The following is a 26,940-nucleotide window of genomic DNA, read 5'->3' as shown; positions in this document are numbered from 1 at the left end:
CATATTGAATTAATTGTTTGTAAGTATGTTCCCTTCATTGTTTTTAGATTGCCGTCACTCTATTGCAGTGGCGCTATGATTTCTTTGCAACGGTGCTGCAATTTCTCTGCAGTGATACTGCAAACGATTTGCAGCGCTACTGCAACTGCTTTGCAGCGACACTGCAACTGTTGTGCAGTGCTACTGCAACACTTTTGCAGTGCCACTGCAAAAAGTTTGCAGCTCTTTGCAGTAGCAATGCTTTGATTGAAAGCAAGTTATGAAATAGACCTTTTGCCATTGATTGGGTCGGCTGTTTCCTTTGGCCGGGTATCAATAGTCGGGGTTCTGTACCAGTACTCCGTTCGATTTGTCTATCTCTGTCTGGGGCAGAGGCAGTAGTGCATTCTTGTCCTGGTAATTCTTTCCGGCAGCTTGCAGCACTTCTTTGGCAATGCCCCAGCGCACGAGGTCGTAGAAGCGGTCGGGTTCCAGTGCCAGCTCTACGCGGCGTTCGTGGCGAATGGCGTCACGCAGCACAGACTGGCTGGCAGATTCTACCTTCGGAAGCACGTCTGCCAGTGTGCCGCGGGCATGGGCGCGTACTTGTTCCAGATACCCGGCGGCTTCGCCCGTCAGCCCTTTCTCGTTGGCGGCTTCGGCAGCCATCAGCAGCACGTCCGGATAGCGGATGAGGCGGATGTTTACCCAGAAACCCATACGGCTGTACTTGCGGCGCAGTGTCGGGTCCGTGTAGGCCTTCTTGTTGAAGTAGGCACCCATGGCGGTGGATACGGGTGACTCGCCATAAGGCTGGTTGGTATTCTCCGGTGTGATGGGCTCGTCCGTGCTGCGGCGGAAGTAGAGCAATGTGGCGTTCCGGCGCGGGTCGCCCGGCTCAAAGGCCTTGCCCATCAGTGAGGTGGCCATGTGCCAGCCCCATCCCAGGTCCCACTCGCCGGCTCCGCGCACCCCTTGCACCTGGCAGAACTGGCTGCCGATGCTGGCATCCTCTTTCATGGCATCGGTGGCTTCGCATTGCAGTTCGAAGATGCTCTCGCCGCAATTCTCCCCTTCTACGGTGAAGACTTTGTCGACCGGTGTATTCAGGTTGTAGATGCCCGATTTTATCACTTCGGTGGAGGCTGTGTACATATTGTCCCAATCGTTTCGCATCATATAGGTGCGTGCGTGCAGGGAGCGTGCGGCGCCCCAGGTCAGCCGTCCCGTGTAGTCGCTGTCCCACCGCAGGGGCAGGCATTCTTCGGCTTCGGTCAGGTCTTTGTCAATCTGTTCGTATATCTTTTCCGCCGTGGTCTTGGGCACGTTGGCATCGGAGGCTTCCACTACCTTGATGGTGACCAGCGGCACTTCGCCAAAGGCGCGTACCAGGTTGAAGTAGCACCAGGCACGGAAGAAGAGCGCTTCGCCGCGGTTGCGGATGGCTTCGGTGTCGTCCTTGTGTCCGCTCTTCTCAATGTCGTCCAGGATTTCGTTGCACTGGTAGATGATTTTGTAGTTCTGTCCCCAATAGGCGCTGAGCGGCCCGTTGGAGGCAGTGTATTCGAAGTCGTCCCACATGGCGGCCTCGTTGCTGCCGTCGCCGGCGTCACTGCCTTTCTCGGAGTCCTCGCTGCGCACCATGTGCACCATAAAAGCAGGAATACCGGCAGTGATGTCGTACGAGCGCATCAGGTAGTAGACGTTGAATATCTTCCCGCCTACAAGGGCGTTGGGAGAGTCATCTTCCGTGAACTGCCCCAGCGGATCGCGGTCCAGGAAGTCGTTGCAGGATGTCAGTGAGAGGGCTGTTGCACCCACCAGCAATGTAAATATGTATTTTATCAGTTTCATAAATTTATATTTTTCATTCCCCGTTCCCTTTGAAGGAGTCGGGGGAGGTTTGAAGTTACTCTTTTTTAGGGGAGAGGCTTTTAGAACGTCAGATTAAATCCGAACGTATAAATCGCCGGCATCGGATAACTGCCGTCGTCCACCCCGAAGGCGATGGCGCTTCCGCCCAGTTCCGGGGTATATCCGGTGTTGTGCTTCCACGTCTTCAGGTTCTGTATGTTCACGTAGAGCTTCAGCGCCTGCATGCCTATCTTCGAAATCAGCGCCTTGTCGAAGTTGTATGCCAGCGACACGTTACGGATGCGGAAGAACGAGCCGTCCTCTATGTAATACTCGGAGTTCAGGTTGTTGATGGTATGCTTGGTGTTCAGCAGCGGCTGGGTGTTGCTGGTCCCTTCACCGTGCCAGCGGTCCATGCGTTGCTCCATAAAGTTGAACTGGCTCCAGTTGTAGTTGTCCCAGGTACGGTAAATCTGATTGCCGCCTTGTCCCATCATGTCTACTGCCAGCTCCCAGTTCTTGTAGCCCAGGCCGAGCGTGAAGCCGTAGGTGACATCGGGTGTAGGATTACCAATCATCGTACGGTCTGCCGTGGTGATTTCACCGTCACCGTTCACGTCGCGGAATTTCAGGTCGCCCGGGGTGACGGTTGCCAGTGTGTTCTTGGGAGAGTGCTCAATCTCCTCCTGGGTCTGGTAGACGCCTTCCACCTTGTAGCCGTAGAAGTAGCCGATGGGGTATCCTGCCATTGTGTAGCTCTGCTGCTTGTCTCCGGCTATGATGGAATAGCCTTCCTGCACGAGGCTCAGTACCTTGTTCTTGATGGTGGCAAGGTTCATCCCCACGTTGTAGTTCCAGTCGCCTATCCGGTCGCGCCAGCTTAGGGCCAGCTCTACGCCCGAATTCTCGATGGAGCCGAGGTTTCCGATACCCGGTACGGTGCCCGAGATGCCCGGCACTTCGGCCAGCAGGTCTTTGGTTTTCTTCTTGTAGTACACCCCTTCAAAGTGCAGGCGGTTGCGGAGGAAGTTGGCTTCTGCACCGGCTTCCCAGGCTTCCACCTTCTCCCAGCGCAGTTTGGGGTTGGGCAGGTAGGCAAGCTGGTAGCCCGGATAGATGGCAGACGGGGTGCCGAACACGGCGGAGTAGGCATTCGTCAGCAACGGTTCGGCGGGATAGGCGCGGTCCAGGTTCTGGTTGCCCAGTGTGCCCCATGAGCCTTTCAGTTTCAGCATATCCAGCCAGGTGATGTCCTTCATCCATGCTTCCTCGCTCATCAGCCAGCCCAGGCCGACGGAGTAGAAGTTCTGCCACTGGTTGCCGGTGTAGGAGAAGGCGGAAGAACCGTCGCGGCGGTAGGAGCCGTTGAACAGGTACTTGCCCTTGTAGTTGTAGAGCACGCGTGCCAGCACGGACACGGTGGAGCGCTCCCACTGCGTACTGCCGTTGGTGGCGGTGGCTGCGTCGCCGATACTTACGTACCATTTGTCGGGATTGTCCGGAATGACCAGGCCTACCCCTTGGGTACGGGCGCCGTTCAGATTCTCGAGCTTGTTGTAGTAGGTGGTGAAACCGGCTGTGGCCGTCACGCTGTGGTCTCCCCAGGAGTTGGTGTAGGTCAGCAGATAGTCGCTCTGTACCTTCATTTCCGTTTCTTTGGCTTGGGACACTCCGGTCTTGCCGTTGCCCAGCGTGGCTATGTCTCCCTCGACGCTTGCGTCATATACCTGGATAACCGGGGTGTATGTCCGTGTGCTGTTCGAGGCATAGTCCAGGGAGAACATGGCCTTGAACTGGAAGTGTTTCAGGAAATCCCATTGCCCGTACACGTTGCCCGAGCCACGGTAGTTCTCGGCTTTCGTGGTATTCGCCTTCAGGTCTACGTCCACCATCGGGTTGTTCATCTGTGCCTTCTGGAATCCGGGCAGTGAGGTGTAGAGGCCGTACTCGGAGTTGAATACATGCGCCACCGGAGCTGCGCGCAGGGCTGTAGCCACACTCTTCGTGTCGGCGGGCAGCATGCGTGCCCCGTTGAATTGGAAACCTACCTTGAGGTTGTCCGTCACTTTATAGTCGTTGCTGATGTTCAGCGTGATTTTGCTGTACTTCTCGTGCTTGATGTTGCCTTGCTCGTAAGCATAGCCCGCACCGAGATAGAAGCTGTTCTTGTCCGAGGCACCCGTGATGCTGATGTTGTTGTTGGTGATGAACCCAGTCTGGAAGATTTCATCCTGCCAGTTGGTGTTTCCCGTCCAGTCCGAGAAGTTGTATTCCGGGTTGCCTTCATTCCTCAACTGTTCGTTGTACAGCAGTTTGAAGCCTTCGGCATCCGTCAGTGCAATTTTGTCGGTGACGGACTTGAAACCGAACGAGCCGTTGATATTGACGCGTGTCTGTCCCTCTTTCGCCTTCTTGGTGGTGATGATAATCACGCCGTTGGCACCGCGCACACCGAAGATGGCGAGCGACGACGGGTCTTTCAGTATCTCCATGGATTCGATGTCCTGCGGATTCAGGAAGTTGATGTTGTCGTTGAACAGTCCGTCCACCACATAGAGTGGCTTGTAGCCGTTGATGGAGTTTGTTCCGCGTACACGGATTTCCGGGTCGGAGCCTGCCTTGCCGGAGTTTATCACCTGCACGCCGGCAATCTTTCCTTGCAGTGCGGATACGGGGTTGACCACCGGCTTGTTGGCGATTTCGTCGCCTTTAATGTTGGTGATGGAGCCCGTAAGGTCTCGCTTCTTGGCGCTGCCATAACCGATGACAACGGTTTCGGCCAGCATCTGCGAGTCGTCTTTCATCTGGACGTTGATTACCGACTGGCTGCCTACCTTGACAGCTTGCTTCACCATGCCTACATAGGAAAAATCCAATGTGTTCTCCGGGGTGGCCTGGATGGAGTACCGGCCGTCTATGTCGGTAATCACGCCATTGGAGGTTCCCTGCACCAATACGGTGGCACCAATCAGCGGGTCACCCAGGGCATCGGTCACGGTACCGGTTACTGTTTTCTCCTGCGCCGATGCGGCGACACTTGCCAGCAGGCACACCGTCAGAAATAGGTTTCTCAGTCTTCCGGTTTTCTTCTTGGGAAGGTTTAGGTTCTTCTTCATTACATTGATTTTTTAGTGGATAAATCATTCAGTTTCTCCTCTGAACAATCAAAATGCAAAAAAGATTTGGTGACGGTGTTAAAAAAGGGCAGCCCGGTTTTCGCGGACTGCCCTCTTACCTAAAAGCAAAACTATACCTATTTCAACTCAAAACTCGTAGTCTTTACATCGCGGCTGTTGGGTCCAATCATTACATGGAACTCGCCGGGTTCGTATACATACTGTATGTCGTAGTTGTAGAACTTCAGCAATTCGGGGGTAATGGTGAAGGTCACCTGCTTGCTTTCGCCTTTTTTCAGGTGGATGCGCTCGAAGCCTTTCAGCTCTTTCACGGGGCGGGTAATGCTGCCCACCAAGTCGCGGATATAGAGCTGTACGATTTCATCTGCATCGTAGTTACCCGTATTGGTTACGGTTACGGAAGCGGTCAGCTTGCCGTCCGCATTCAGTTGCTTGGAGCTGAGCGTGATGTCACTGTACTGGAAGGTGGTGTAGCTCAAGCCATAGCCGAAAGGATACAGCGGGTCGTTGCTCACATCCAGGTAGTTGCTGCGGAACTTCTCGAACCATTTGCCTTCTTTCAGAGGACGGCCGGTATTCTTGTGGTTGTATGCCATAGGCAACTGGCCCACATTCTGCGGGAAAGTGGTGGTCAGCTTACCGCTGGGGCAAACGTCTCCGAACACTACATCGGCAATGGCATCGGCAGCTTCGCTACCTCCGAACCATACATTCAGGATGGCGGGGACATGCTTATCCTCCCAAGTCAGCACTACGGGACGTCCGGAGAACAATACCAATACTACGGGTTTGCCCGTTTTCAGCAATGCTTCCAGCAGGTGGCGCTGTGCGTCCGGCATTTCCAGTTCGGAACGGCTACTGCTCTCACCACTCATCTCGGAGGACTCGCCGAGGGCGGCTACAATGACATCGGCTTGTGCGGCTACTTTCAGGGCTTCGTCCAGCAGTTCTTGGTCATTGCCACGGGGCAGTTCACGGCCGAACATCGTGGCGCGTGTCTGGTAGTCGGCATCGTACATCAGGTTGCTACCTTGTGCATAGAGAATGTTGGCCTTGGAGCCGACAGAATTCTTGAAACCTTCCAGCAGGGTGCTGTATTTGTCTGCTGTGGCTGCCACACTCCAAGTGCCCGGCATGTTGGCACGGGTGTTGGCAAGCGGGCCAATCAAGGCGATGTTGCCTTTGCGTTGCAAGGGCAGTAGGTTGTCCTGGTTCTTCAGCAGCACGAATGTCTCTGTGGCAATCTGGCGGGCGATGGAACGGTGTTCGGGAGTGAACACTTCTTTTTCGGCACGCTTCACGTCGCAGTATTTATACGGATTGGCAAACAGTCCCAGCTTGTATTTGGCTTCTAGGATGCGTCGGCAGGCTTTGTCAATGTCGGCCTCAGTCACTTTGCCTTCTTTCAGGGATTTTTCCAGTGTGCCGATAAATCCGTCGGCTACCATGTCCATGTCTGTTCCGGCGGTCAAGGCACGTGCGGATACTTCCTGCAGGTCGCCGATTCCGTGGTCTATCATTTCGGAGATGGCTGTATAGTCTGTCACCACGAAGCCGTCGAAGCCCCATTGGTTGCGCAGTACGTCGGTCAGCAGCCAGTGGTTGGCAGTGGCGGGTACGCCGTCAATTTCATTGAAGGAGGTCATTGCGCTACCCACACCGGCTTCTACGGCAGCCTTGTAGGGAGGGAAGTATTCGTTGAACATACGGTTGCGGCTCATATCCACCGTGTTGTAGTCGCGGCCGGCTTCTCCGGCGCCATACAGTGCGAAGTGCTTTACGCAAGCCATTATCTCGTTGTTGGCACTCATATCCTTGCCCTGATAACCGCGAATCATGGCTTGTGCAATGGCTGAACCCAGGAAGGGGTCTTCACCGTTGCCTTCTGATACACGTCCCCAACGGGCATCGCGGCAGATGTCCACCATCGGGCTGAACGTCCAGCAGATACCGTCTGCACTCGACTCAATGGCGGCGATACGGGCCGATTTCTCTATAGCCTCCATGTCCCAACTGCACGAGAGTGCCAAGGGGATGGGGAATACCGTTTCGTAACCGTGAATCACGTCCATACCGAACAGCAAGGGGATGCCCAGGCGGCTGTTCTCTACGGCAAGTTTCTGCACTTCGCGGATGTTCTTCACGCCTTTCAGGTTGAACAGACCTCCGACTTCACCGTTGCGGATTTTACCGGCAACGTCGCTGCTCTTGGCTTGTCCGGTGACGATGTTTCCCGTTACCGGCAGGTTGAGCTGACCGATTTTCTCGTGCAGCGTCATTTTGCCCATCAGCTCCGTAATGAATTTATCCATCTCCTGCGGATTGCCTTGGGATGTGTTTTCTTTGGGCGTTGCCGTCACGGTGAGGGCAGAGAAAGCCAAGGCTGCTAATAATGTGTATTTCTTCATATGATATAATTTTGATTATCCCCTCCGGCCCCCTGAAGGGGGAGGGGAATAGTGATATAGAAATTCAACTTAAGCTTAGCTGCTCCATCATGTCGCATACTAACTTCAATCGTAAATCGTCAAATCGTAAATCCCTAAGCCTTAAATCCCAGCTTCTGCAATCCTTCTTGAACCTCGGGACAGCTCATGAAGAGTTTCCACAACAAGCCGGAACGATAGTTCTCAATCATCGGGGCAATGGTGCATTGGTCGATGGCAAGATAGCGAGGCACCGTCCAGTCACTTCCCTCGGAGAAGGCATCGTAGAATCCGTACTTGCCCCAAATCCAGTCGCCTTTGGAATAGAAATACTTCAGTGCACGCATGGATTCCTCCGGTGTGTAGGGAAAACTGGACAAGGCTGCTGTCGGTGTGATGACACCATGGTCGTTGTCGCCCGGGCAGTGGGCTGCATAGCCTTTGGTAGAGTAGCTGGCGGTCAGTCCCCAGCAGTCCTCGCCGTAACCTTTGTATTGTTTGGGATTCTCCACGCAGTAGCGGTAGTTGGAGAGGGCATGGTTGCGCACCACGTTCCAGTAGTTGGCATAGCGGTCGCTCAGGTTGCGCGGGTCCAGACCGATGTGCGAGTATTGTGCCCAGAACAAGGGACCGCCCAGTTTCTCGGCTCCGTTGTGTTTCAATTCCAAAGGCAGGCCGTAGGGGGCAGAGTCGGACTTGATGCCGCCGCCGCGTGCCCAGCCGTTGTGGTAGGCTGAAGCCGGAACGGGATAAGTGGGGGAGGAGGCTGCGAGCACATACACAATCAATGCTTCGTTGTAGCCTTCCAGCGGGAAGTTCATTTCCCAGTTGTATTCGGGAGACCAGTGCCAGTAGATGACATCCTTGCCATTCTGATACCAGCTGAACTCCATCTCTTTCCACAATTGGTCAATCTTCTCTACCAGCGCCTTTTCCTGCTCGTTGCCGTCGCGGAAGTATTGGCGTACGCAAAGCAAGCTTTGCATCAGGAAGCAGCTTTCCACCAAGTCTCCGCCGTTATCTTTTTGTCCGAAAGGTTTCACCTTACCGGTAGGGCCGTACAACCAATGGGGCCATACGCCGTGGAAGCGGTCGGCGCGTTTCAGGTAATCGGCAATATTGGTCAGGCGCTTCACGCCTTCTTCCCTGGGGATGAAGCCGCGTTCGATGCCTACCAGCAGTCCGGCTATACCAAATCCGCTGCCGCCGGTGGTGACAACATTCTGGTCCTTTTCGGGATAATCCCCATCCAGGTGGATGCGTTCGCGTGCCAGTCCGGAGGTCGGTTCCGCACCGTCCCACATGTAGTTCAAATGTACCTTCTGGATGTAATCAAGCATTTCGTCATCCGAAGCGAATGATTCGGGACGTACTTCCTCTGTGTCGGGCTTTTCCTCTTTTCCGTTCTCTTTCCCGTTTTCCTTCAAGTCGGAAGAGCAGGATGCACAGCCCGCCAATGTGGAAATCAGGAACAAAGCCAGCACATGTATCATTATTGGTTTTTTCATATCTTTATTTCTTGTGTTTAATTTTTTGTCGTCTTGCACAATGGCGAGCGGCCGTTTTCGTTCAGCGCCTCGATAGTGAAGTAATAGTCCGTGTCCGCATCCAGTCCGCGGAAGTCATATTCCGTCTGTCCCAGTACCGTGATGGCATTGTACATCTTGCCTTCGGCGGTGCCGTAGTAGATGTTGTAGCCATAGGCGCTTGCTTCGGGTTGCCAGGAGATAAGGGCATTCCGGCGGTCTTTCCTGTCACGTTTCACAGTCAGTCCTTTCACGGCTTGCGGGACATCGCCGTCACCGTTCCCGAAGACGCGGAAGCCGGACAAGGCGACATTTCCCGTAGGCATGTGCACATTCTCGTATTTCAGATAACGGGCACGCAACGGCTCGTTGAGCTCGATGTAGTCGTGCGGACAATCCTTGTCACTGTCGCTCTTGTCTATGACCAATGTCCATTCTTTTCCGTCTTCGGAAGCAAAAATACGGTATTGGTGATAAATATCCATGGCACGGTTGTATTGAACCGCTTTATGGTCGTAGAAGTTCAACTGCACGGCACGTACATTCTTTGTACTGCCCAGGTCTATCCCGGCCCATTCGCCGGGGTTGCCGGAACGGGCTGCCCAGTAGGTGCGCATACTTTCGTCCGTCAGGTTGGAAGCTGCATGGATGCTATCCGTAGATGATACCTCCACCGGTTTGCCGTAGGACAGAAGCATCCATCCCGTGAAACGCTCTGCAGGGTTCTTTACGTCCATCGGTGCTGCCCAGTTGGGATAATCGCCGAAGGCAGTGGACGAATACATGACACCATCCTTGTCGAAAGCCACCGGATAAAGACCGATGCGGCGTTCGAACTTGTACTTCAGGGAGAGCATGCAGGTGGCCACGTGCCAGTAATTGCCTTTCACGTCGCAGAACGTGCCTCCATGACCGGCACCTTGCACATAACCGCCCGGCTTGTAGCACATCGGGTTATGCTTCTGGTAGACAAACGGGCCCAGCGGGGAATCCGAAACATATACGCCATCGGCATAGACTTTGAATTCAGTGCCCGGAGCACCATATTGGAAATAATATTTGCCATTGTGTTTGGTCATGTAAGCGCCCTCTGTGAATGGGCGGAGTGTCACTTCATCGTCATTGTTCATGCCGAAACGTTCCCAGCCGTGTTCTTCGGGGCGGAGCATCATCACGTCGTGAATCTTGCTGATGGGATAGAAATCATTCCGGTCCAGTTCCACCGCCTTTAGCGGATATTCATTGCTGGAGCCATAATACATATACAGTCTGCCGTCATCGTCCAGAAACATGCAGGGGTCCCATGTGGGAAGCACATTCTTTTCGATGGCACGTTTGAAACGTCCCGTTTTGGGGTGTGTGCTGTACCACACGGCAAGGCCTTCGTAGGTGGAGCCGGTATAGAACAGCGTGTCACCGCTTACATAGGCTGCCGGTGCGCACTGGTCGTCGTCCGTAGGCTTGCGTTGGAAGCCGGCAGGAACGAAATCCCAATCCACCAGGTTCTTGGAATAGTGAAAACCGCCCTGGTTGGTGGAGAACAGAAAGTATTCTCCCTTGTATTCCACCGCCATCGGGTCGGCAGAGGAACGGAACGAACCGTTGGGACGCACATTGTTGTTGAAAGGCTCGAAATTGTAACTGATGTTCATCGGATTGCAGAAGGTGCGCGACAGAGGCGCCTGTGGGTCATACCACCGGGTCGCCTGGGCGGGACGGCGGATTGCGGTTGCCTTGTGTACCTCTTCTTCCATCACTACCTCAATATCGGTTTCATCCAGTGCCAGGATTCTGTTCACTATCTTTTTCCCGGGATAGTAGACATACAGGTGCACGTCGTTCTTCGCTCCTTTGATGGCAAAGCTGCCGTCGTGGGCAGTGGTATTGTGCATGGGACTTGCGAAGAACATGACTGTGGCGCCTGCGAGTGGCTGGCGGTTGGTGTCCAGTACGTGTCCTTTTACGATACGGTCTTGGGTTACAGTGATGTAATAGTCACTGACTTGCCCCTTCACCACTTTGATGGAATCGTCAGGGGTTGCCTTTGCCGCCAGAGCGGCAAAGGCTATTCCACAACTGATTAGGAATCTTTTTACCATATTGGAACGGATTTATTCGGCAATTCCGTCAATGGGTTCCAGCTTCAAATCAGGAAGGTCGTCCAACTGGTTGGCCGGTATGGGCCAATAAGTCTTTTCTGCTGTCCATCCTTTGGGACCGAGTACGGTGGCGGCATCGCCGGTACGCACCAAGTCCACATAACGGGCACACCATTCGCCGCAAAGCTCCATCCGGCGTTCGTCCATCACGTCTTTCAGGGTAACACCGGTTTTGGTGCTCATGCCTGCACGCCGGCGCACTTCGTTGTAGCCTGCGTCTCCATCCTTGCCCAGTCTGACTTTGGCTTCGGAGTTCATCAGCAGTACTTCGGCATAGCGGATGATACGCACATTGTTGTTGGCTCCGTAGGTTGTACGTGGAAGAGTCATCTGATTGTAGGGAAGGTAACCTTTGCCGTTCCAACAGTCGGTCTTGGTGGCCGATGTGGGACCTACCTGCCAACCCTCGCGCGTCTTGCTCAGGGCTTTCAGGAAAGAAGTTTCGGCACGCACACCTTCGCCACGGGCTTCGGCCCATGCCACGAACTCGGGTTCATAGCCTATGAAATTCCAGCCGCCTATGGACTTGGTGCCTTCGGCTTGCTTGTAGCTGATGGTACCGTCTGCGTTCACTACTTCATCATACCTCTCTGCCATGTTCGGACCCTGGAAATTGAACCATTGGTCTACGCCCAGGTAATCGCCGGAACCATTGCCGTAGTCTGTTACCTGGCATTCGAACAAAGATTCGTCACACAACTTTCCGGGAATTTTGAACAGCTGGTAGAAGTCGTCGTAGAGACGGAATCCACCGTTCTTGATGATGTCATCGGTCAGTGTCTCCACTTGTGCATAGTCTCCTTTCAGCAGATAGATGCGGGCGGCCAATGCTTGGGCGGTGAAGGCTGTCACGGCTCCCTTGTGTTCCATCTGGTTGGGACGCATGCGGGGCAGTTTGTCGATGGCGTAGTTCAAATCTTCCAGCATATAATTATATACGGCCTCTACGGTAGAACGGCGAAAATCGGTCTGCAGGTTGTCACGGTAGATGACGGTGGGACCGAAATTGGTCACCAGACAATAGTAGGCCCATGCACGGATGGTACGTACTTCGCCGCAATAGGATTCGTAGGTTTTGTAATCTTCGCTTCCTGCAGCAAGATATTCGGCATAACCGTCGAGGCTTTGCAGGGCGGCATTGGTGATGCGGATGATGTCGTAGAAGTTCATCCATACCTGGTTCAGTGCCCAGAATGAGTTGTTGTAGTTGAACTTGCGTCCGAAGGCCACGGCATCGCCCTGGTCATCGGTACGGCCCGACCACACGTCACCGTCGCGGGTGAACATCAATAGTGCGTTGCACCAGTGCATGCCCTGTGTGCGTACTTTGGAGTAGGCACCCACTACGGGTTGGTACATATTGTTCTTGTTGGTAAAGTCCACGCCTTGTTCGGGAACTTTGTTCTCCGGATCGATTTCTATGAAATCGGTGCAAGCGGTAGCTCCTCCCAGTACCATCATGGCCGGAAGTATATATGCGAATGTTTTCTTTAAGAATTTCATTGTTTTACGTTTTAGGGTTTAGAAATCTATTTGCACTCCGAAAGTATAGGTTGAAGTCAGAGGGTATACTTCGGTATCCCAACCTTCGGCATCCGACACTTCAGGTGTGAAGCTGTTGGCCTTGAAGGTAGTGAAGGGGCGGTCGGCCGTCAATGAGAGGCGGAGTCCCGGCATCACGTAGCTGCCTATCTTCAAGTTCTTGAACGAGTAGCCCAGCGTGATGTTCTGGATGCGGAAGTAATCGGAGCTTTCTACGAAATAGGAAGCGTTGTTACTGTCTGATTTGTTCCAGGTTTTGAGAAGAGCCTTGGCCGACGGATGTTCGTTGGTAGAGCCTGCACCCGTCCAGCGGTTCTCATACTGTGCACGGTCAAAGTTATAGTAGTCGGCTGCATAGCGCAGGGCACGCTTACGGTTCCACAGTTCGCCGCCTGCTTGTCCGTAGGTAGTGAGGCTGAAGTCGAAGTTCTTATAAGAGAATCCGGCATAGAAGCCATAAGTAAAGCTGGGCACGTATGAGCCCAACACCTGCTTGTCGTTTCCGTCTATCACATGGTCGCCGTTCACGTCCTCGTAGATGAAGTCGCCGGGTTCCAGTCCGTTGGCCACGGCGATGGGGTCGGCAGCACATTGTTCAGGAGTCTGGTAGATGCCGATGACCTTGTAGCCATAGAATGAGTTCATCGTCTCGCCCACCATATTCACGGTCTTTCCGCCTTTGATGATTTTCATGTTTCCTTTTAGGCTTTTCACTTCGTTATGCAGATAAGAGAGATTGACGCCGATGTTGTAATTGAAGTCCTGGCCAATCTTGTCGTTCCAGTTCAAGGAGAGGTCGATACCGGTATTCAGAATCTGTCCGTTGTTGCCGGCCAGCAGCTCGCCACTCATCGGGAGCTTGGGTGAAATCACGGCGTTGTCAGTCAGACGGTAGTACCAGTCGATGTCGGCGTTCAAGCGGTTCTTCAGTGTACTGAAGTTGACGCCCACGTTGGTTTCGTTCACTACTTCCCAACCCAGCCAGCTGAAGTTGGTGGTGTTGATGAATCCGTCGATGGCGGTATTGGGACCGAATACGGACTGTACGTTCTGTATGCTTGCGAAGCCTGCACTGGCAGCAATCTTGTCGTTACCCAGCTTACCCCAGCTGGCACGCAGCTTCATGTAGTCGAAGATATTCTGGTTCTTCATAAACGGTTCTTGGGAGATGACCCATGCGGCACCGATGGAGGGGAAGTAGCCCCATTTGTCGTTGTACTTGGACGAGCCGTCGGCACGGAAGGTGAACATCAACATGTACTTGTCGTTGTAGTTGTAATTCAGTCGGGTGAAATAGGAGAGACCGCGGTATTTCCAGCCGTCGTCTTTCACCGTAGCGCCTTCCTTGTTGCCCAGTGCGATGTATTTCCACACGTCCTCACCTTCGGGCACGTTGGTGGCGGTACCTTCGAGCAGGCGGTATTGCTCTTGACGCATGGATGCACCCAGCATACCGGTAAAGGAGTGTTTGCCCCACTTGTCAGTATAAGTGGCCACGTTGTCCCATATATATTTGTAGTAGTTAGTGTTCTTTTTAGTGAGTTCGGTAACCTCTTTCTTCTGGTTGGTGCATACATAGTAGGTAGGAGTGAACTCAGAACCGCGAATCATTGAGTAGTCGTAGCTGTAGCTACTGCGTATATTCAGCTTGTCGGGGATGAGGTTGAGCTGTGCATAGAAGTTGGTCAGCACTTGGTAGGTCTCGTTCCGGTTGTCGTAATAGTTGGCAGTGGCTACCGGATTGTTGAAGTTGTTGGTCAGGCCCACCTGCTCGGGCGATGTGTACTTCTTAGGGAACACGGCATCGTCGCGGCGGTCATCATACACCGGGATGATAGACGGTGTGTTGTATGCCTGTTGCCATGCGGCATTCTTGGGAAGCTGCTGCTGCGAGTTGCTGAATACGCCGTTGAAGCCTACTTTCAGCCATTTGCGGGCTTCGTAGTCAAGGGCGGCACGGAAGTTCAAGCGGCGGTAGTAGTTTTCCACGTCCATGATACCGTCTTGTGCCAGATAGCTCATGCCGGCAGAGTAGGTCGCTTTTTCCGTACCACCGGAGATATTCAAGCTGTGATTGGTCATCATGGCTGTGCGCAACAGTTCGTCATACCAGTTGGTATCGGCATTGAATTGCAGGTTTTCCATATTGCCTCCGAATTCGGCTACTGACTTTTCGAAAATCGACCGGTAAGCTTCCGGGTTGGCTTCCAACATCATGGTGGCATACTCGTGAGAGTTACACATCTCCAGCAGGTTGGTGGCTTTCTGAATACCTACATAACCGTTATAGGTAATCTTGGCATCCTGGTTGCGGCTTCCTTTCTTGGTGGTGATGATTACAACACCGTTGGCGGCGCGTACACCGTAGATGGCAGATGCGGATGCGTCTTTCAAGATGGTCATGTCCTGAATGTCGGAATTGTTCAGGAAGTTGATGTTGTCGTAGAACATTCCGTCCACTACATAGAGAGGAGAAGTGTCACCGAAGGAACCCATACCACGGATGGTCACTTTAGGACCTTCGCCCGGCGTTCCCGAATTGATGATGTTAACACCCGGTACCTTTCCCTGCAATGCTGCCATCGGGGAGGAGGTAGGAACATTGATAAGTTCTTTCTCTTTGACAACGTCAATCGGGGCCGTCAGGTCTTTCGCCTTGGCCGAACCGTAACCGATAACAACAACTTCTTCCAGTAGTTGTGCATCTTCACGTAGCTTTACATTAATGACGGATTGTCCCGCAGCGCTTATTTCCTGCGGCAACATGCCCAAATAGTTGAATACGAGAGTTGCGTCTTCGGGGACGCCGTTCAGTACATAGTTACCGTCGAGGTCGGTAGCTGCTCCAATAGTAGAGCCTTTTACTACAACCGTGGCTCCAATAATCGGTTCGTTGTTCTGATCAACAACAGTTCCTTTAACTGTCTTTGTTCCTTGTGCCAAAACTGTCAGTGGCAATGAGAACAAAATCATGAATAGAAGAAATAAAGTTTGCCTTCTCATAAACTAAATTTAAGAGTTAATAATTCTGCCGGCAAAGGAAGTAATTACGGTAAGTAAGGCAAAAAAAAACACTACCACGATAATACGTTTAGGGTAAAAATGGGTACCGTTTTACTACGTTTTCGTGTTACTTGTTTCTAATAATCAGTTTGTTATGATTGAATGATTTGTAGCCGCTTTATTTCAAGTCGATGAGAAAATCCACTAATCCCGTTCCGTCGGGGATATCCAGTTTCTTGCGCAAACGGTAGCGTGCTGCCTCTACTCCCCGGATAGTGAGGTTGGTCATTTGCGCAATGTCTTTCGTAGAAAGATTCAGGCGCAGCAGCGCACAAAAACGGAGGTCGGTAGCGGTAAGACTGGGATAACGTTCGCGCAAATTACGGAAGAATTTCTCATGAATCAGGTCGAAATTGTTCTGGAATACATCCCAAAATTCCTGTGTCTCGATGTTTTCGTTGATGAGCTTCAGCAGAGATTCGAGGTTCTTGCGTCCATATTGCCCTTTCACCAGGGACTCTTGTACGACAGTACGAAGTTTCTCCAGGACCTCGTTCTTGGCAAATACACCCAGTGCCATGCTGGCAAGGTCTTTACTCTTTGCCGACAACTCGGCTTCCAGCAATTGCTGTTGCTGCAGAGTTATCAGATGCTCCTGCTCGCGCATCTTGATGTTCTGCTGCACCTGCTCTGCCTCATACTCCTTCCGTTTCTTTTCCATGGCACGGTTGGCGCGCCACTTGGAGAAAAAGTAGACAAGCGCTGTGAGAACTATGAGATAGAGCGCAAAGGCATAATAGGAGAGGTAGAAAGGGCGGGCTATGGCAAAATGATATTCCACCTCACCGATTTTCTGTCCCAAATCATTATAGGCTTCTGCCTGGAATGTGTATTCTCCGTAATCCAGGCTACCGTAGCGGATTTCGGGCTCTTTCAGGTCCGATGTCAGCGCCATGCCTTGTCCTCCTTGCAGGACATAATGGAAATGTACGGACAATTTATTGTAATGCGGCAGGCTTACTGAGAACAGCAAATCCCGGTAATTGCTTTCCAGTTCGACATTTCCAGACAGAGGCAGGCGTTTCTCCTTTTTATCGGAAGAGGAAGCAGTGACCGAGCTCAGTGAGAGGGCGGACTCCAGAGTAGGACTGAGGCTGTCTGTGTTTTTGCTGTAACTGGCGATTCCGTTGTTCAGATTAAAATAGACAACGTCATTGTCGACGAACACATTGTTGTAGTTCTCTATGCATGGAGAATCAAACAGTTCGATGAGGATGCGCTGCTTCACGATGTACTCTCCTTCTGCGTACTCTACCAGTACGTACTCATGTGAACCGGACAGCCAGAAGCGGTCGTTCGTGACGGATACCACAGAATGAGCATTCCTGATGTAAGGCAGAATGGCATTCAGCTTTTGGAAGGGGATAATCTGCCGGGTGATGTCGTCATAGGTATAGAAGCCGTTGGGACTGGAAAAGACGATACGTCCTCGCATTTTCATTACTTGGATAGGGCCGATGATATATTCCGAGCCTAAATGGGAGATGTGCCGTACGCTTTTTACAGCCGACAAGTCATCGCTCAAGACTATTTTATAGACTCCCTGATACATGTGTGAAGCCCAGATGACACCGCTTTGGTCCACCTCCAAGTGCATGACCGGTGCAATGAAGCCGTCTATGACATGCGAAAAGGTCCATTGCCCGTTCTTCTTTTTATAGATACGCAAATTGGCGTAGGATGATTCCAACAGTATCTCTTCGCCATAGAGGGTGCACTTTATCAGACACGTACTGCTGTTGGTATTGCTTATGACGGAAACATTCCCTTTTTCGCCTATTAATAAGGTATGGGCATTGTTGCCTGCAAAGAGTTGCCCGTCAATGTCCTTCACATACCAGTTCTGTCCTTCAGTATGGGGAAGCAGGCGCAGATTCTCGGTAACCTGGTGGTATTCGTACAAGCCCTGGTTGGTGGCCAGATAGAAACAGTCGCCCCGGTGGGCTATGTCGTACACCATGCCCAGTTTGGTTTCATGGTTGGCAGGAGTCAGCAGCATGACGGGTGAGTTGTGGTGGATGTATGCGATGCCGTCGTCCAATGCTGCCCATACGTTGTTGTCTTTGTCACAGAACAAGCCCAGGACTGTGTTGTTGTCCAGACGGTTATCCAGATTGAAGTGCCAGAGGCAATGTCCTTTGCGGTCGATGGCGTATATGCCATTCAAGACTGTACCTATCATGAATATGGAATCATTGGTCATGACGGCGCGGTTCACCCGCTGTTTCTTCAGCTCTGCATCAATGTCTGTTTTCCAGGGGGTGATGTCACCGTTGTAGCGGAACAATCCGTTATTCTCTGTGACCATCAGGAAGCTGTCGTCCCCGTCGGGCAGTAATGCCACTACATTGTCATCGTTCACTTGGCTGCGGGGGAAGAGATGAAGGAAATCCTTGCCGTCGAATTCATAGAAGTCCTCATCAATCATCTGTGTGTAGATATGTCCGTTTTGGGTGTAGAAGTAGAGCGGCTGTTGCTGTCTGTTGCGGAAAGCGTGTACCATCTTCCCGTCGTAGGAGAACCAGGCGCTGAACGACTGGAAGTAGATGCGACCGTCCAGCTCTACAATGTTCCATATCTCGTTGTTCTCCATGGGGAAATTTTTCAGGAATTTGCTCAAAGAATGGTACCGGAGAGTGCCTGCCTCCGAATACTTGAAATAGCCGAATTCCTCGAATGCCCCCACATAGATACGGTCTTCTTTCACATACACCGAACGGACAATATGGTTCCCCGGCACTTTGTGGAGAGTCCAGCGATAACCGTCATATACCAGGAGCCCCTGGCTGTTGCCGAAATACATTTCGCCGTTGCTGCCTTGCGCACATGCCCAGTTCTGATAACCGGCTTCATAGTCTTTGGCAAGATAGTTGGTGACGGCGGGCATGAAGGAAGAAGCCCTGGCCTGGATGAAGAGGATGAACAATAGAAGGCACACTACCCAATACTTGAAAAGCATCGGTCTTATCGTATTTTGTTTCATTTTTTCAGGTTAATCGAAGTGTTTCTTGGAAGCAAAGATACAATAAGTATTCTAAATATTGTGTTTTGATGAGATAAAAAAGGTACTTGAAGCGGTTAGGGAGGATGCTTCTTAATGAATATCCTCCCCTCTTAGTTGTTTGTCTTTTGAAATTTATTATAGGGATTGTGCGGATGATAGGACTCGAACCTACACGCCTCACGGCACCAGATCCTAAGTCTGGCGCGGCTGCCAATTACGCCACATCCGCGGAATAATTCCGATTAGCGGGAGCAAAGATAGAAAGAATTTTCGTTTTGGCAAATTGTTTTGTAGATAAAGTCGTTTTAGAAAGTCACTTTCAGTATTTTTCTTGCTTCCTCAATGATGGTGTCCAAGTCATTGTTCTCATCTTCTTTGCTCATATCCACTTTCTTGTCCGGGTCGATGCCGAACTCGATATGCTGTTTTTGGGCATCGAGGTGCGGGCTGGCAGAAAAGCGTACCCCCCATCCGTTGGGCAGTTCCGAAGAGAATGGCAGGCCCGACCCGCCGCCGGTTTTGTCACCAACCAGGGTGACATTGGGAAAACAGCGCATGGAGTTGACAAAATCATTGGTTGCACTATAGGAATGACGGTTGGTCAGGACAATTACCTTTTTTTGCCAGCGGATACTGTTGGAAGGTTCCACATAAATGGGAGTCGGATCTGAAAAATCGCTATGGCCTTTGCCGGTCTTGTGCTGAATATATCCCGTCAGTACTTTTTCATTCGTGAAGCGTTGTGCCATTCGGGTGGCGTTTGTCAGGTTGCCGCCACCATTGTTGCGCACGTCGATAATTAGGCCGTTACAAGCGGAAAGGTATAACAGAATCTCATCCAGGTTGCCGTTTCCGATGCCGCTGGAGAAATCACCGTAATAGATATATCCTATGTTGTCCTCCAATATGGTATATTTGGCGCCTCCAGCAATGCGGTAGTCTCTTCCCAGGTACTTTTCAATGATACTTTCGTTGAAGTTACGAGGATAATCCAGATACCAGTCCCAGTAGCGCGCCATGTTGGAAGAAGAGTACAAGTTGACATGTCCGTCTTTTAACTCGGCAAGCATGTTACCTAATATTTCAAATAGACCGTCGTAGCTCATTCCCGGGGTAATGAGTGGCTGGTACTTGTCATGGATGGCATCCCAGTCTATTTGCTTGTAGTCCAGGAAGCAGTACTGTTCGTCTATTATTTCCCACAAGGCTTCGAAATTGCCTTGTGGGGTATTGTCGAACTCTTCCTCACGAATACATCCGTTCAATAGGGGCAATAACGTGAGTAGGATACTCCAAATTATTAAAATATATCTTCTTTTCATGCACATTATCCTTATCATCTTATCGTTTATCACCTTGTCACTTTTTACTTTCTCTTGTTAGGAAACAGATAGAGTTCCTTTACGAACCCCACCATGAATACATGCGAGTAAGTATGTGTCTTTATTTCATTTACTTTGGACTGTTGTGCGTCCCATATGTAAGCGAAACGCATCCGGGCACGTCCCACCGGAAAGTCTGCGGTCAGCATTTGTCTCAGAGAGGGCTGGTTGTGCAGGGAGGTGAAGTTCACTACTCCGTCCCAATGTCCTAACGTAAATATCTCGTAGTAGGACTGTCCATAGTTGGGCATGAACATGATACCTGCCAAGGGAAGATTTACCTGATAGCGTAGTGTGATGGGACGGTTCTTGATGCGCAAGTCCCAAATAGCCATTCCCGATGCGGCAAGGTTGATATAGGCACGTGCTTGGGCGGGGTTGTTTCCGTTGCGCAGATTATAGACAAAGCCACCGTTGAAGTCGCCGACTCCTCCGGCAAGCAGTTTGAAATTGCCCGTGATTGGAAAATTATAATGCAGGCCGTAGTTCCAGTTGGCCAGTCCGGAGAATGTATTGTTATTGTCTACTTTGTTGTGTGTATATCCCAAGTCTGCCTGGAAGAAAGTTTGCAGAGACACGTTGCCGTCCATCAACCGTGTCATCCGCATGCTTTCGCGGGAGATACGGAAATCGATTCCCTTATACTCCTGAGGTGAAAGATAAGTGTCGAACACGTTGGTGAAGCCGACACCATACATGGTGGCACGGGTGATAATACGGTTACGGTTGGTGGAGTCAGCCCGTAGCTTCCGGTCGATGCTGCATTGTGCTTCTTGTGCTTTCAGTCCGACACTTCCCAAGAGCAGTCCGCATAGGATTATTATCTTGTATATGTACATATTAAATTATCAATTACAAATTAGTAATCGTTAGCCACTAATACTTCATTTCCGTCCTTCATCAAAAGAGTTTCATCTGTCCTGTCATCTCGTCCAGTATGTCCCCTTCGCTTTTACCGTGGTCGGGGTCCAGAATTTCCGGTTCTTCATCCGTTTCCTGCTCTTCGGTTTTCTGCGAGGGTTCAGGTTGGCGGGTAGGCTCTAATTCGTTGATGGTTTCTATAGTATAGGTGGTCAGGCGCTTACCTTTTGCTTTGAAGCCTTTCACGGCGATGAATTCGTCGGCTTCCACCACCATCGGCTCTCGGAAATTGTCGTGGCCGCCAAACACCACCTCTAAACGCGGGTAGCACTCGTCTGTCAGCAGAATGAGGCTGCTGTTCTTGTTTTCTCCCAAGTAGTTTTGCTTGCGGGCGGTTGCCTCGAAGCAGAAACGCTTGATGTAAGGATAGTTCTGCTGGTCGGCATCGTAGAGTACGGCGGTCCATACTTTGTTCGGATCGTATTTCTCCAATACGCGTATGCCATCGTCATAGTGATTGTTCAAGTCGAAGTTGGTGGCATAGAACTCTCCGCTGTTCTGTACGACAAGGATGGTGTCTTCGCTCTGGAATTCTCCGAGATATTCTCCGCGCCCGTCGTAGTTGAGACGTAGCACATCACGGTCGAACCAGACTTTCCGTCCACCCAGCGTGGAGCCTCCACGTTGTTTCAAGGCTATCTTGTGTACGGGGAGTTTCGTGAGTATATTTCCCATGGCCTGCCGTCCCTTGATATTGATGTTGCTGAAATCCTCCTCGAAGATAATACGGCGTACACGGGGATTGGGTTTCAGGGTTACCTTGATGATTTCAGCTTCTCCATTGGGATTGGCGGTGAAGTAGGTGATACGGGAGTCGGGAGTACCTTGCGTCACATCGTATTCGCGGTCACGCACCACGGAAGTGACGGCAAAACGCTTGATATAGCTTGTCCCCTCCTTGCCGTCACGGTAGCAGACATTGTAGATGGTACGTTTGTCGTTCTTCTTAAAAATGTTGGCATAAAGTATATTCTTGCCCACGAACTTCTTGTCGGCCACCGGTGTGATGATATATTTTCCATCGCGGAAGAAGATAATCACGTCATCTATGGGCGAGCAGTTGCCTATGAATTCGTCTTTCTTCAATCCAGTTCCGATGAAACCCTCTTCGCGGTTGATGTACAGCTTTTCGTTGGCTTCGATGACTTTGGTTGCTTCGATGGTGTCGAAGTTACGCAGTTCCGTGCGGCGGGGGAAGGCTTTGCCGTACTTGTCCTTCAACATACGGAACCAGTCGACGGTATATTCCACGATGTTTGCCAGATGGTGGTCTATCTCCTCTATGTCCTTTCGCATGCGTGCTATCAGTTCCTCTGCCTTGTCGGAGTTGAATTTGAGGATACGTGCCATCTTTATCTCCATCAGCCGGAGGATGTCTTCCTTGGTCACTTCGCGGATAAAAGTCGGGTAGTAGGGAGTCAGGCGCTCATCGATATGTTCGCAGGCGGCATCCATGTTTTTGGCTTGTTCAAACTCCTTATCCTTGTAAATACGTTCTTCAATGAATATCTTTTCGAGTGAAGCGAAATGCAGGCTTTCCAGTATCTCTCCCTTACGGATTTCCAGTTCCTGGCGTAGCAGTGCCAATGTGTTGTCGACTGATTTGCGCAATACATCACTCACGGTGAGGAAGTGGGGCTTTTGGTCGTCGATGACACAGCAGTTGGGAGAGATGCTCACTTCACAGTCGGTGAAGGCATAGAGGGCATCGATGGTCTTGTCGGATGATACACCCGGGGCTAGATGCACTAATATTTCCACACTGCCGGATGTTAGGTCCTCTACCTTACGTATCTTGATTTTTCCTTTTTCGCTGGCCTTTACGATGGAGTCGCATACACTGGCCACCGTTTTCCCGTAAGGAATTTCCTTAATGGCAAGTGTCTTGTTGTCTATCTTTTCTATTTTGGAGCGCACGCGTATCGCACCGCCACGTTCACCGTCGTTGTATTTGGATACATCGATACTGCCTCCCGTCTGGAAGTCGGGGTACAGCTTGAATTCTTCGTTGTGCAGATAGCTGATGGAAGCATCGCACAGCTCATTGAAGTTATGTGGTAATATTTTGGATGACAGGCCTACGGCAATACCTTCCACACCTTGTGCAAGCAGCAGTGGGAATTTTACCGGTAGTGTAACCGGTTCTTTGTTTCGCCCGTCATAAGAGAGTTTCCATTCGGTGGTCTTGGGGTTGAATACCACGTCCAGTGCGAACTTGGAGAGACGTGCTTCGATATAACGGGGGGCAGCGGCGCTGTCACCCGTCAGAATGTTACCCCAGTTTCCCTGGCAATCCACGAGCAAGTCCTTTTGTCCCAGTTGTACCAGAGCATCGCCGATAGAAGCATCACCGTGCGGATGGAACTGCATGGTATGTCCTACGATGTTCGCCACCTTGTTGTAGCGCCCGTCTTCCATGCGGCGCATGGAGTGGAGGATACGCCGCTGTACGGGTTTCAGACCATCCATGATATGGGGTACGGCACGTTCCAATATAACGTATGAGGCGTAGTCCAGAAACCAATTCTGGTACATGCCGCTCAGTTGGTGCTTTATATTGGCATCCTTTGCGTCCGCAGGTTTGTAATCCGAGTGTTCTTCGCTCCCGGCCGGGAGTTCCTTGTCCAAATCATCTTTCGGTGCTTCAAAATCTTCGCTCATATTTGTTCGGGAATTGTCTATTCTATGATATTACTGATTTTTCAGTCGCAGGCAAAAATACAATTTTTGTTCGATAAATGAGAATTTGCGCGGAACTATTGTGCCAAATCCTTCCCATTTTTTAAAACTTCTGCCCGTTAATGGAACCAATCTGTCTCTTTCCCGTTAGCGGAATTATATTGAGGACGTGCTTCCGCCTCTTTGCGGACAGCGATGTTGCTTTTGTCTTTCTTGCCGACAAGTTGGCAAGGTTTTGCCACCACACTGGCAAAGCTTTGCCAAAGGCATGGCAAAACTTTGCCAATATGGTGGCAAAACGCTGGCAAAGTAACTTGCTGGCTTGTTGTGTGTTGGCTCGAATTGTGCAGCGATATCATCACAAGGGTGAAGAGATACTGGGCAGATTCTGCCGACGGATTCATTATTTTGTGAATTTCCATTCGTCAAATAAGAACTTTCCGTTCCCGAATACGAAGTAAATGTCGTGTTTGCCTTTTATCCGTTTGTCCAACGGCTTTGTCAATGTTTGCCACGTATCGGTATCAAAGGTCAAGGTGGATAGGAGCGGACCGTCTGGACTGTCCATGTGTATTTCGATGGAGCCTTTCCCTTTTATCTTCATCTGTATGGCTTGAGGTGATTGCGGGAATTCCGCACCGCGGACACAGATGGCCTGTCCGCTCTTGTTTCCTACGGCAGACATGTTGCCTGTCTGTCCGGTCGGTTCAAAGGCAATGCCGCGTGTGGCGGCTGTGGTCTCGGCCTGTTGCTGCGCAAACGGGTCGAGAGGCTTGATTTGTGAAACGCCCTTGGCTGTGGCTGTGCCCATGTGGATAGTGAGGTCCTTTTCGTCCACCTCTATTTCTTCCACGCAGATACTGCGGACGCCCACTTTGAGGTCGCGGCTGTCCTGCAAGCCCAGTGAGTGGTAGAAGAGATAGTACTTCCCTTGAAATTTTACCAGATGTGTATGGTTGTTGCTGTCGGACATGCCATAGTCGCCGGGATTTTTGAAGTAGTTGTCCCGATAGGTCCAGCTGTCTGTCTCAAGTGGCGTGCGACTCGTCATGTAGCTCATGCAGCACCGGCTCGGCTTGTCTATATCCTTGTGGGGCCATGCATCCCGGTTCTTCCAGTTGGTGTTGTAGGTGTAAATCCAAGTGCCGTTCAGATAGTTCAGTTCGTTTGCTTCAAAGTGGTATGGCGCTTTTATTTCAACTATTTCGCTGTCCAGCGTCTTCATGTCATTTGCCAGCCGCACGATGCGTGCGTCTCCGGGAATGTAGTCGTCGCTGTCGCCCCCGCCAAAGGAGAGCCAGCCGATGCCCTTGTCGTCGATGACTACTCCCGGATCGAAGGGAGCTTTACACTTGCCGAGTCCTGGAGTATTGCCGTCTACCACGCATTTGCCCAATGGGTCTGTCCAGGGCCCCACGGGGGAAGTGGCGGTCAGCATACCTACACCGGAACCGCTGTTGGAGTAGTACAGATAGAAGTGGGTTTTGCCGTCGGCCTCCTTGCGCGAAGCGATGGAAGGTGCCCACGAAGCCATTCCCCAGGGAGCCAGAGCCTTTACATTGATTACTCCGTGATAAGTCCAGTTCACCATGTCGTCAGAAGAGACCATCGTCAGCGAATGGATGTGCTGATAGGTGTTTTTCCCGTTACGGCCCACTACATCATATTGCTGGTGGTCGTTAGTACCGTACACATAAATGCGGCCGTCGTGCACCACTGCTGTGGGGTCGGCCATGTATTGGAAGTCGAGAAGGGGATTGGCATTGCCGGTAGAGAACTTGGGCGAGAATTCAAAAGATTCTTCCAAAGCGCTGTCTGTAGAAACCGGAATGTTTTCAGAAGAGGCAATGCTGTCTGCCCGGAAGGGGGCTAAGGGGATGCCTTCCGTTGAAAAAAGGTTGCCTTGAGCAGCGTCACTGAAGCAGTAGCGAATGGAAACCGGGCTTTCGATTCCTTTTACCGGGACAATCAGCTTTCCCCCGTCTATCCTGGCCCGGGCCTCTTGCCATTCCTGGCCGGCTGCGGCCATCATCAGCCCCTCTATCCTTTTCCCGTGTACGGCCAGTCCGTTCTTTATGTCTTTGAAAGAGATTGTCACATGGTTGCCTTTGCGGCAGGCGCTTTCAAAGACCGGGCTTTTATAGGGGCCTGCATATATATGGTATGTATCGTCCAGTGCAAGATTGGCGAGACGTTTGCCTACGCTTCTTTTGTCACGTGGATGGATGTCCTGCACATTGTCCACCAAATCTGACACGGTAATCATCTTGACCTTGTCCAGCATTTCGGGCAACATGGCCTGCTGCTCGCGTAGCAGTGCCGGTCCGTTGTCTTTGGAGTGGTATTGGAAGGGGGCTATCTGGACCAGATAGAATGGGAATTCCTTGTTAAATCCGGTACGCCACGAGCCTATCAGCCGCTGCATCACCCGGGCGTAGGAGCTGGCACGGCCTTGGTTGGCTTCTCCCTGATACCAGATGCATCCGGCAATGCCGTAGGGCATCACGGGATAAATCATGCTGTTGTACAACGTGCCTGTTTCAGCCGGAAACCAAGGATTGGATTCATACGGATAGTCGCACAAGACCGGGTCGCTCATTACGCATTCGCGGGGCGTCCATGTCTCGGCGGTGGTTCCGCCCCATGCGGCTACGATGATTCCTACCGGCACGTCCAGCTCTTCCTGGATGTTGCGGCCGAAGAAGTAGGCCAGGGCACTCGTGCTGCGCATCGTTTCGGGCGTGCACTGTGTCCATTGCGAGAAACAGTTTTCTTGAGGGAACGGGGCGGCTATTCTGGCCACGTGAAAAATTCGGAGATTGGGACAATGGGCATTTGCCGTTTCCTCGTCTCCGTTCTTTATGCCGTGGTTGGCGCTCCATTCCATATTGGATTGTCCGCTGCACAGCCAAACTTCGCCTAGCATGACATCGGTCAAGGTTACTTCTGACGAGCCGCTGAAACGAATCTCATAAGGTCCGCCGGCTTCGCCGGAAGGTACACGGGCTGACCATTTCCCCGTATTATTGACTTGGGTTTTGATTATTTCTCCTTTCATCCATTCGGGGGCGATGGAAATTGTTTCTCCCGGAATACCCCATCCCCAGAAAGTAAGTTCTGAGTTACGTTGTAGCACCATATGGTTGGAAAATATGGCAGGGAGTTGTATCGCTGCTTGCAATTTCAGGATGCCGAGCAGCATAAATAAACTTAAAAGGGTAAGATAATGATGATATTTTTTCATACGAGTATTTATTTCCATAATGCA

The 26,940-nt window shown here is 51.4% G+C and carries 13 protein-coding genes and 1 tRNA gene; all 14 read right to left on the bottom strand.

All coding sequences use genetic code 11. The features are described 5' to 3' along the window. Positions 1-312: 312 nt before the first annotated feature. Positions 313-1,833, bottom strand: a complete 1,521-nt coding sequence (locus DWZ03_RS01080; RefSeq protein WP_120128511.1) for a RagB/SusD family nutrient uptake outer membrane protein — start codon at positions 1,831-1,833, stop codon at positions 313-315. 80 nt (positions 1,834-1,913) lie between these two features. Further along, a complete protein-coding gene (locus DWZ03_RS01075) occupies positions 1,914-4,949 on the bottom strand; it encodes a SusC/RagA family TonB-linked outer membrane protein (RefSeq protein WP_117588740.1) in 3,036 nt (1,011 codons plus the stop codon). A gap of 137 nt (positions 4,950-5,086) precedes the next feature. After that, the gene (gene bglX / locus DWZ03_RS01070; RefSeq protein WP_120128508.1) at positions 5,087-7,378 is read right to left on the bottom strand and encodes a beta-glucosidase BglX; all 2,292 of its coding nucleotides are present in this window, start codon (positions 7,376-7,378) and stop codon (positions 5,087-5,089) included. 134 nt (positions 7,379-7,512) lie between these two features. Continuing rightward, positions 7,513-8,904, bottom strand: a complete 1,392-nt coding sequence (locus DWZ03_RS01065) for a glucoamylase family protein (RefSeq protein ID WP_057256304.1) — start codon at positions 8,902-8,904, stop codon at positions 7,513-7,515. 17 nt (positions 8,905-8,921) lie between these two features. After that, entirely contained in the window at positions 8,922-11,021 is a 2,100-nt protein-coding gene (locus DWZ03_RS01060) for a family 43 glycosylhydrolase (protein WP_120128506.1), read from the bottom strand. Positions 11,022-11,033: 12 nt separating this feature from the next. Beyond that, positions 11,034-12,584 (bottom strand): RagB/SusD family nutrient uptake outer membrane protein, encoded by a 1,551-nt coding sequence (locus DWZ03_RS01055; RefSeq protein WP_005830324.1) that lies wholly within the window; start codon positions 12,582-12,584, stop codon positions 11,034-11,036. Positions 12,585-12,602: 18 nt separating this feature from the next. Continuing rightward, entirely contained in the window at positions 12,603-15,626 is a 3,024-nt protein-coding gene (locus DWZ03_RS01050) for a SusC/RagA family TonB-linked outer membrane protein (RefSeq protein ID WP_120128503.1), read from the bottom strand. 178 nt (positions 15,627-15,804) lie between these two features. After that, complete coding sequence (locus DWZ03_RS01045; RefSeq protein WP_005830320.1) at positions 15,805-18,669, bottom strand: hypothetical protein; 2,865 nt, start codon at positions 18,667-18,669, stop codon at positions 15,805-15,807. Positions 18,670-18,837: 168 nt separating this feature from the next. Next, positions 18,838-18,919, bottom strand: a tRNA-Leu gene (locus DWZ03_RS01040). Positions 18,920-18,995: 76 nt separating this feature from the next. Next, complete coding sequence (locus DWZ03_RS01035) at positions 18,996-20,012, bottom strand: S41 family peptidase (RefSeq protein WP_016272465.1); 1,017 nt, start codon at positions 20,010-20,012, stop codon at positions 18,996-18,998. A gap of 44 nt (positions 20,013-20,056) precedes the next feature. After that, positions 20,057-20,911, bottom strand: a complete 855-nt coding sequence (locus tag DWZ03_RS01030) for a DUF3316 domain-containing protein (protein WP_005830316.1) — start codon at positions 20,909-20,911, stop codon at positions 20,057-20,059. Between the two features lie 61 nt (positions 20,912-20,972). Next, complete coding sequence (locus DWZ03_RS01025; RefSeq protein WP_057086967.1) at positions 20,973-23,654, bottom strand: DNA gyrase/topoisomerase IV subunit A; 2,682 nt, start codon at positions 23,652-23,654, stop codon at positions 20,973-20,975. A 137-nt stretch (positions 23,655-23,791) separates the two neighbouring features. Next, the gene (locus DWZ03_RS20095; RefSeq protein ID WP_195391434.1) at positions 23,792-24,076 is read right to left on the bottom strand and encodes a hypothetical protein; all 285 of its coding nucleotides are present in this window, start codon (positions 24,074-24,076) and stop codon (positions 23,792-23,794) included. Further along, positions 24,076-26,916, bottom strand: coding sequence for a family 43 glycosylhydrolase (locus DWZ03_RS01015; protein ID WP_229068139.1), 2,841 nt, complete (start codon positions 26,914-26,916; stop codon positions 24,076-24,078). Before DWZ03_RS01015 ends, DWZ03_RS20095 begins: the two co-directional genes overlap by 1 nt. Positions 26,917-26,940: the final 24 nt, after the last annotated feature.

The sequence above is a fragment of the Bacteroides sp. AF29-11 genome (assembly GCF_003602895.1).
In the GTDB taxonomy this organism is placed as follows: domain Bacteria; phylum Bacteroidota; class Bacteroidia; order Bacteroidales; family Bacteroidaceae; genus Bacteroides; species Bacteroides uniformis.
The sequence above is the reverse complement of the archived record's forward strand: the minus strand, read 5'-3'. Positions and strand labels throughout refer to the sequence as shown.

What these genes read in the sequence shown, in the direction of transcription:
- DWZ03_RS01025 (WP_057086967.1), bottom strand. Translation starts at nt 23,654, where the DNA reads ATGAGCGAAGATTTTGAAGCACCGAAAGATGATTTGGACAAGGAACTC.
- DWZ03_RS01060 (WP_120128506.1), bottom strand. Translation starts at nt 11,021, where the DNA reads ATGGTAAAAAGATTCCTAATCAGTTGTGGAATAGCCTTTGCCGCTCTG.
- bglX (WP_120128508.1), bottom strand. Translation starts at nt 7,378, where the DNA reads ATGAAGAAATACACATTATTAGCAGCCTTGGCTTTCTCTGCCCTCACC.
- DWZ03_RS01015 (WP_229068139.1), bottom strand. Translation starts at nt 26,916, where the DNA reads ATGAAAAAATATCATCATTATCTTACCCTTTTAAGTTTATTTATGCTG.
- DWZ03_RS01050 (WP_120128503.1), bottom strand. Translation starts at nt 15,626, where the DNA reads ATGAGAAGGCAAACTTTATTTCTTCTATTCATGATTTTGTTCTCATTG.
- DWZ03_RS01080 (WP_120128511.1), bottom strand. Translation starts at nt 1,833, where the DNA reads ATGAAACTGATAAAATACATATTTACATTGCTGGTGGGTGCAACAGCC.
- DWZ03_RS01030 (WP_005830316.1), bottom strand. Translation starts at nt 20,911, where the DNA reads ATGTACATATACAAGATAATAATCCTATGCGGACTGCTCTTGGGAAGT.
- DWZ03_RS01065 (WP_057256304.1), bottom strand. Translation starts at nt 8,904, where the DNA reads ATGAAAAAACCAATAATGATACATGTGCTGGCTTTGTTCCTGATTTCC.
- DWZ03_RS01075 (WP_117588740.1), bottom strand. Translation starts at nt 4,949, where the DNA reads ATGAAGAAGAACCTAAACCTTCCCAAGAAGAAAACCGGAAGACTGAGA.
- DWZ03_RS01055 (WP_005830324.1), bottom strand. Translation starts at nt 12,584, where the DNA reads ATGAAATTCTTAAAGAAAACATTCGCATATATACTTCCGGCCATGATG.
- DWZ03_RS01045 (WP_005830320.1), bottom strand. Translation starts at nt 18,669, where the DNA reads ATGAAACAAAATACGATAAGACCGATGCTTTTCAAGTATTGGGTAGTG.
- DWZ03_RS01035 (WP_016272465.1), bottom strand. Translation starts at nt 20,012, where the DNA reads ATGAAAAGAAGATATATTTTAATAATTTGGAGTATCCTACTCACGTTA.
- DWZ03_RS20095 (WP_195391434.1), bottom strand. Translation starts at nt 24,076, where the DNA reads ATGAATCCGTCGGCAGAATCTGCCCAGTATCTCTTCACCCTTGTGATG.